Source organism: Thermoplasmata archaeon (assembly GCA_035632695.1).
Classification (GTDB): Archaea; Thermoplasmatota; Thermoplasmata; order RBG-16-68-12; family RBG-16-68-12; genus RBG-16-68-12.
The window spans coordinates 1-4,643 of sequence record DASQGG010000119.1 but is presented as its reverse complement, the minus strand read 5'-3'; the positions used below and the strand labels follow the sequence as shown (position 1 = coordinate 4,643).

Here is a 4,643-nt window from a genome sequence, read left to right as displayed (position 1 = left end):
GTGCGGATGATCCGCGGCGAGACTCATACCGTGATCAACCCCGCGCCGGACCCTCTCACGCTCCTCGAGGTCCGGGTCCTCCGGAAGGAACAGACGGCGTGGGATTAGTCGGATGGCCTCCCTACGAACCTGGGTCAAGGCGACCCAGCCCCATTCGTTCGTCGCCTCCGCCGTGGGCGTGTTCCTGGGGACCGCGATCGCGTACGCCCGCCGCGGAGTCTTCGACGCTCCCACGTTCCTGCTGACCCTCCTCGGCGTAGTCGCCCTCCAGGCCGCCACGAACATGAGCAACGACACGGTCGACTTCCTCCATGGCGTTGACGACCTTCCGCCCCATCTCGTCAGTCCGTTCACGGGGGGAGCGCGCGTTCTCCCGGACGGCCAGCTCACGGTGCACGCGCACCGGCGCGCGTGGATCGCACTGTACGCCGTGGGAGGCGCCGTGGGCCTGCTCCTGGCGGGGACCCGGCCGAACGGCTGGATCCTGCTCGTCCTCGGACTCCTCGGGGGTGCCCTGGGCGCGTTCTACACCCTTCCCCCGTTTTCCCTCCAGTATCACGGCCTCGGCGACGTCGCGGTCGGCCTCGTGTTCGGCCCCATCGTGACCCTCGGCGCCTTCGCGGTCCAGACGGGTTCCTTGTCCCTGGAAGCGCTCCTCGCGTCGCTCCCCCTGGGCATCCTCGTCGCGGCATTCCTCTTCGTCAACGAGATGCCCGAGCACGAGACGGACCCGCGGGGCGGGAAGCGAACGATCCCCGCTCGGCTCGGCCTGGAGCGCTCCTACCAGGTGTACGTGGCCCTGATCACCGCCGCGGTCGTGCTCCTCGTCGCGTTCGTCGCAACGGGCGGCATGCCTTGGCTGGCCCTCCTGGGGCTCCTCGCGGTCCCGCCCCTCCTGAGGTCCGTCCGGGTTCTCCGGGCGTACTACCGCGAGTATCCTCGGCACATGCCTGCGAACGCCGGGACGATCCAGGCCGTCCTCTTGCTGGGCATCGGCCTCACGGCGGCCTATGCGCTCCTGCCGTGGCTCTGACTTTGGTCGGTGCCCCGCGGACCGTCGGCCCTCCCGCTGTCCGCACTCTGCCCGGATCTAGGAAAGGAGCGCCGCCGCCAAGCCGGCCCCCGCAACGAGATGCGCCAGGACCGTCAGGCCGATCGACCACGTGAACGGCCGGGTGCGGGCCGTTCCCCACGGCATGAGTGCGGAAGCCGCGAGGAGGATGGGGACGGGACCCAGGGCGAGCACGAACCGAGGATCCTGGGAGTACCAGAGGAGCGCGAGGCAGGCGGGGGACCACCAGAGAGCCACGAGGATCGAGGTCGCTCGCTGGAACCCCAGCAGGGTCACCGGCGTCCCCTTGCCCTTCGCGCGGTCCTCCACCTCGTTCGGGAAGTACCGGGAGAAGGAGATGGCCGCGGCGAGGAAGCCCAGGATCAGGGAGGCGAGAAAGCTCTCGACGAGCCCCTGCACGCCGAACGCCACGGTGGCCCCCACGGTCATGATGGGTCCGAAGGCGAGGAACGTGGACACCTCGCCGATCCCGCGATAGCTGAGCTTGAGCGGAGGGGCGCTGTAGCTCCAGGCGAGCAGGAACCCCGCGAGACCGAACACCAGGAGAAGGAGGCTGCCGGTCATCGCGACGAGCACGAGCCCTGCGACAACCCCGAACGCCATGCAGGCCCAGGCCACTCGGAGCACGGTCCGGGGATCCTTCGCGAGGCCCACCGCCGCGCCGCTGTCGAACGCCAACCAGGAGCCGTGGGACGACGGGGGCACGGCCCGGTCCTGCGCCTCGTAGTAGCCCTTGAGTAGGTTCGCGCCGGCCTGGATGGAGATCAGGGAAACCAGGATGAGGACGAGGTACGCCGGCCGGAAGGGGCTGCCCGCCGCCACGGCCGCGGCCGATCCCACGACCGCGGGAACGACCGCGGCCTCGAACAGGATCGCCTGGGAGGCGCGGATCCACGGGAGCACGCGCACGGGCTCGCCTCAGCAGGGTCCCGGGGCAAAAGGGTTCCGATGTCCGCGCGAGGGCCGCATGCCGGGTTCCTGCCCATCGGGCGGCGCTATCCCTCCCCGTGGCCCTAGAACTTCATGGGCCCGCGTCGTATCGCCGCGACGGACGGGTCGGCCATGACCGTGAATCCGCGGATGTGGGTCGCCGCACTCCGGGTCATCCCGCGCATCGAGAAGGACGCGTTCAACCGGCTCGATCCCTTCGCGCGCTGGCTCATCGCCACACGGGGTGCGGTCCTCGTGATGACGTTCCTTTCGGCCACCCTAGGCGGCCTCCTGGCGGCCCTGGCGGGCCAGTTCAACTGGGGTCTCTACGCCCTCGTGGCCGTGGGCCTGGTCGTCGCGCACGGAGCGAGCAACCTGTTCAACGACTACTGGGACTACAAGCAGGGCGTGGACACGGACAACTACTTCCGGGCACAATACGGCCCGCACCCGCTCGTCGCGGGGCTGTTCACAGAGAGGCAGTTGCTTACCTGGGCCGTGGGCACGACGCTCGTCCCCGTCGCGATCGGTCTGTACCTGGCGTGGGTCCGGGGGCCGTGGGTCCTCGTGTTCGCCCTCCTGGGCGGGTTCGTCATGATGACGTACGCGGGCAAGCCGTTTCCCCTGAAGTACCTCGGACTCGGGGAGCCCGCGGTCTTCCTGACGTGGGGTCCCCTCATGGTAGGAGGCGCGTACTACTGCATCACCGGAACCCTCACGCTTCCCGTAATCCTCGCCTCCTTCCCGTACGCGCTGGGCACCACGGGTGTGCTCTTCGGAAAGCACATCGACAAGATCGAGGACGACACGAAGAAGGGCATCCACACGGTTCCCGTGCTCCTCGGCGAGCGGAGGGCGCGCGCCGCGTCGATCGGGATCTTCGTCCTCATGTACGCCCTGGTCGTCCCCCTCGCGCTGGTCGGCTGGCTCCCCTGGCTCGTCCTGCTCGTGTTCCTGAGCCTCCCGAGGGCGAGGATGGCCATCAAGGCGTTCCGCTCCCCGAAGCCGACCGGGCCACCGGAGGGCTACCCGAAGGAGTCGTGGCCGCTTTGGTTCGTCGGCTTCGCGTTCCTCCTGAACCGGGACTACGGCGGACTCTTCATGCTCGCACTCCTCGTGACCGTGGCTCTCCAAGCGTTCGGCGTACCGGGACTCCTCCTCCACCTGTGATTCCCGCGGCGACGTTTAAGACGCCAACGGTCATCCTCCGCGCATGGTCGAGTTCCCGAACCCGAGGAAGCGCCATCCGTTCCACATGCACGACATGATCCGCGCCCAACCCGCCTACGCCCAGGAGACGCTGGACCGTCTGCGGGAACTCGACGCCCGCGCCTTCCTGGGCCGCGCGAGGAACCTCGTGGTCACGGGGTGCGGGACCTCCTTCCATGCCGCGTTGATCGGGGCTCGCCTTCTCCAGGAGGGGCTCGGAGATACGGCGATCGTCCGCGCGGTCCATGCCTACGACGTCCTCCACGGATTCACTTTTCCGCGGGACTGCACGGTCCTCGGCGTGAGCCACAGCGGCTCGACCTCGACCACGAACGACGCGCTCGCGCTCGCACGGCGCTCGGGTGCCGCGACCCGCGGACTCTGCGGCCTGCCGGAGTCGCGCATGAACGACATCGCGGACGAAGTGCTCGCTCTCGGCTCCGTGCACGATCATTCGTGGGCGAATACGATGAGCTATACAACCCAGCTTACCGCGTTCGCGCGCCTCGCGGAGGCGGTCGCCTCGCGGCCCGAGGAGCTCTTCCCCTCCGGGCTGGGGACCGTCCCGGCCATGCTCCGAGGCGCGCTGGCCTGCGAACCGCGCGTGCGGCGGCTGTCCGCCCGAGTCGGGAAATCGGGCCGGGTCACGTTCCTAGGAAGCGGTCTGGACGAGGTCACCGCCCTCGAGGCTGCGCTCAAGATCAGGGAGACGTGCAGCTTCCCGGCGAGCGGATACCACATCGAGCAGTTCCAGCACGGCCCATTCCTCTCCCTGGATCGGCGCGAGTCCGTGATCGCCATCCGGTCGAACGACGACGCCGACCGCGAGGCGGAGATCCTCCGGGGGATTGCCCGCACCGGAGCCTCGGTCAGCACGATGGGCGAAGCGCCGGATGTGGACGTGCCCATCCCGGCCGTGGCTCGGCTCCTCCGCCCGATCGTCTCCATCGTGCCGCTGCAATTCGTGGCATACTACGTTGCTCTGGCGAGGAAGACCAACCCGGACATCATGAGGTCGGACGTTCCCCGATACCGCCCGGGCTTGGCGCCATTGTTTGGGTAGCCGCGACGTCCTCGCGGAGGTGGACGACCGCGGTTGCGGCGACCCCGCTCCGGAGCATGAGGTGCAGGGTCATCTCCCCGCTGCCGTACGTGATCGTGAAACGGTCCACCTCAGACTTGTACAGGTGAGCCGGACGTCGGCGGCCCTCGGTGACGTAGCCCGCCTCCGAAATCAGACCCAACGAGACGAGCCGCCGGATCCGACGGTAGCAGGGTGCGATGGGGATCTTGTAGCGCTGGGAGATTTCCTGGGCCGTGAGCGTCTCCTGGTGAAGCGCGATCAGAATCCGGAGCGCGTGGTCATCGAGGAGGGACTGCCCGTCCTTGTCGTACAAGAGCAGCTCTTCTGCGATGAGCCGAGGCCGAGCGG

Annotated in this window: 5 protein-coding genes; 3 read left to right on the top strand and 2 right to left on the bottom strand. The window is 68.6% G+C overall.

Annotation, left to right across the window (positions count from 1 at the left end; genetic code table 11):
• Positions 1-112 precede the first annotated feature (112 nt).
• A complete protein-coding gene (locus tag VEY12_08050; GenBank protein ID HYM40077.1) occupies positions 113-1,033 on the top strand; it encodes a prenyltransferase in 921 nt (306 codons plus the stop codon).
• Positions 1,034-1,090: 57 nt separating this feature from the next.
• On the opposite strand, the gene VEY12_08045 is transcribed toward VEY12_08050, so the two are convergent.
• Entirely contained in the window at positions 1,091-1,981 is an 891-nt protein-coding gene (locus VEY12_08045; protein HYM40076.1) for a prenyltransferase, read from the bottom strand.
• Between the two features lie 114 nt (positions 1,982-2,095).
• Between VEY12_08045 and VEY12_08040 the strand changes: the two genes are divergently transcribed.
• Both VEY12_08040 and VEY12_08035 read left to right on the top strand, forming a co-directional pair.
• On the top strand, positions 2,096-3,172 hold the full coding sequence (locus tag VEY12_08040) for a prenyltransferase (protein HYM40075.1): 1,077 nt from the start codon (positions 2,096-2,098) through the stop codon (positions 3,170-3,172).
• Between the two features lie 43 nt (positions 3,173-3,215).
• Complete coding sequence (locus tag VEY12_08035) at positions 3,216-4,274, top strand: SIS domain-containing protein (protein ID HYM40074.1); 1,059 nt, start codon at positions 3,216-3,218, stop codon at positions 4,272-4,274.
• On the opposite strand, the gene VEY12_08030 is transcribed toward VEY12_08035, so the two are convergent.
• On the bottom strand, positions 4,219-4,643 hold a 425-nt coding region (locus VEY12_08030), incomplete at its 5' end, for a winged helix-turn-helix domain-containing protein (protein HYM40073.1). The genes VEY12_08035 and VEY12_08030 overlap by 56 nt on opposite strands.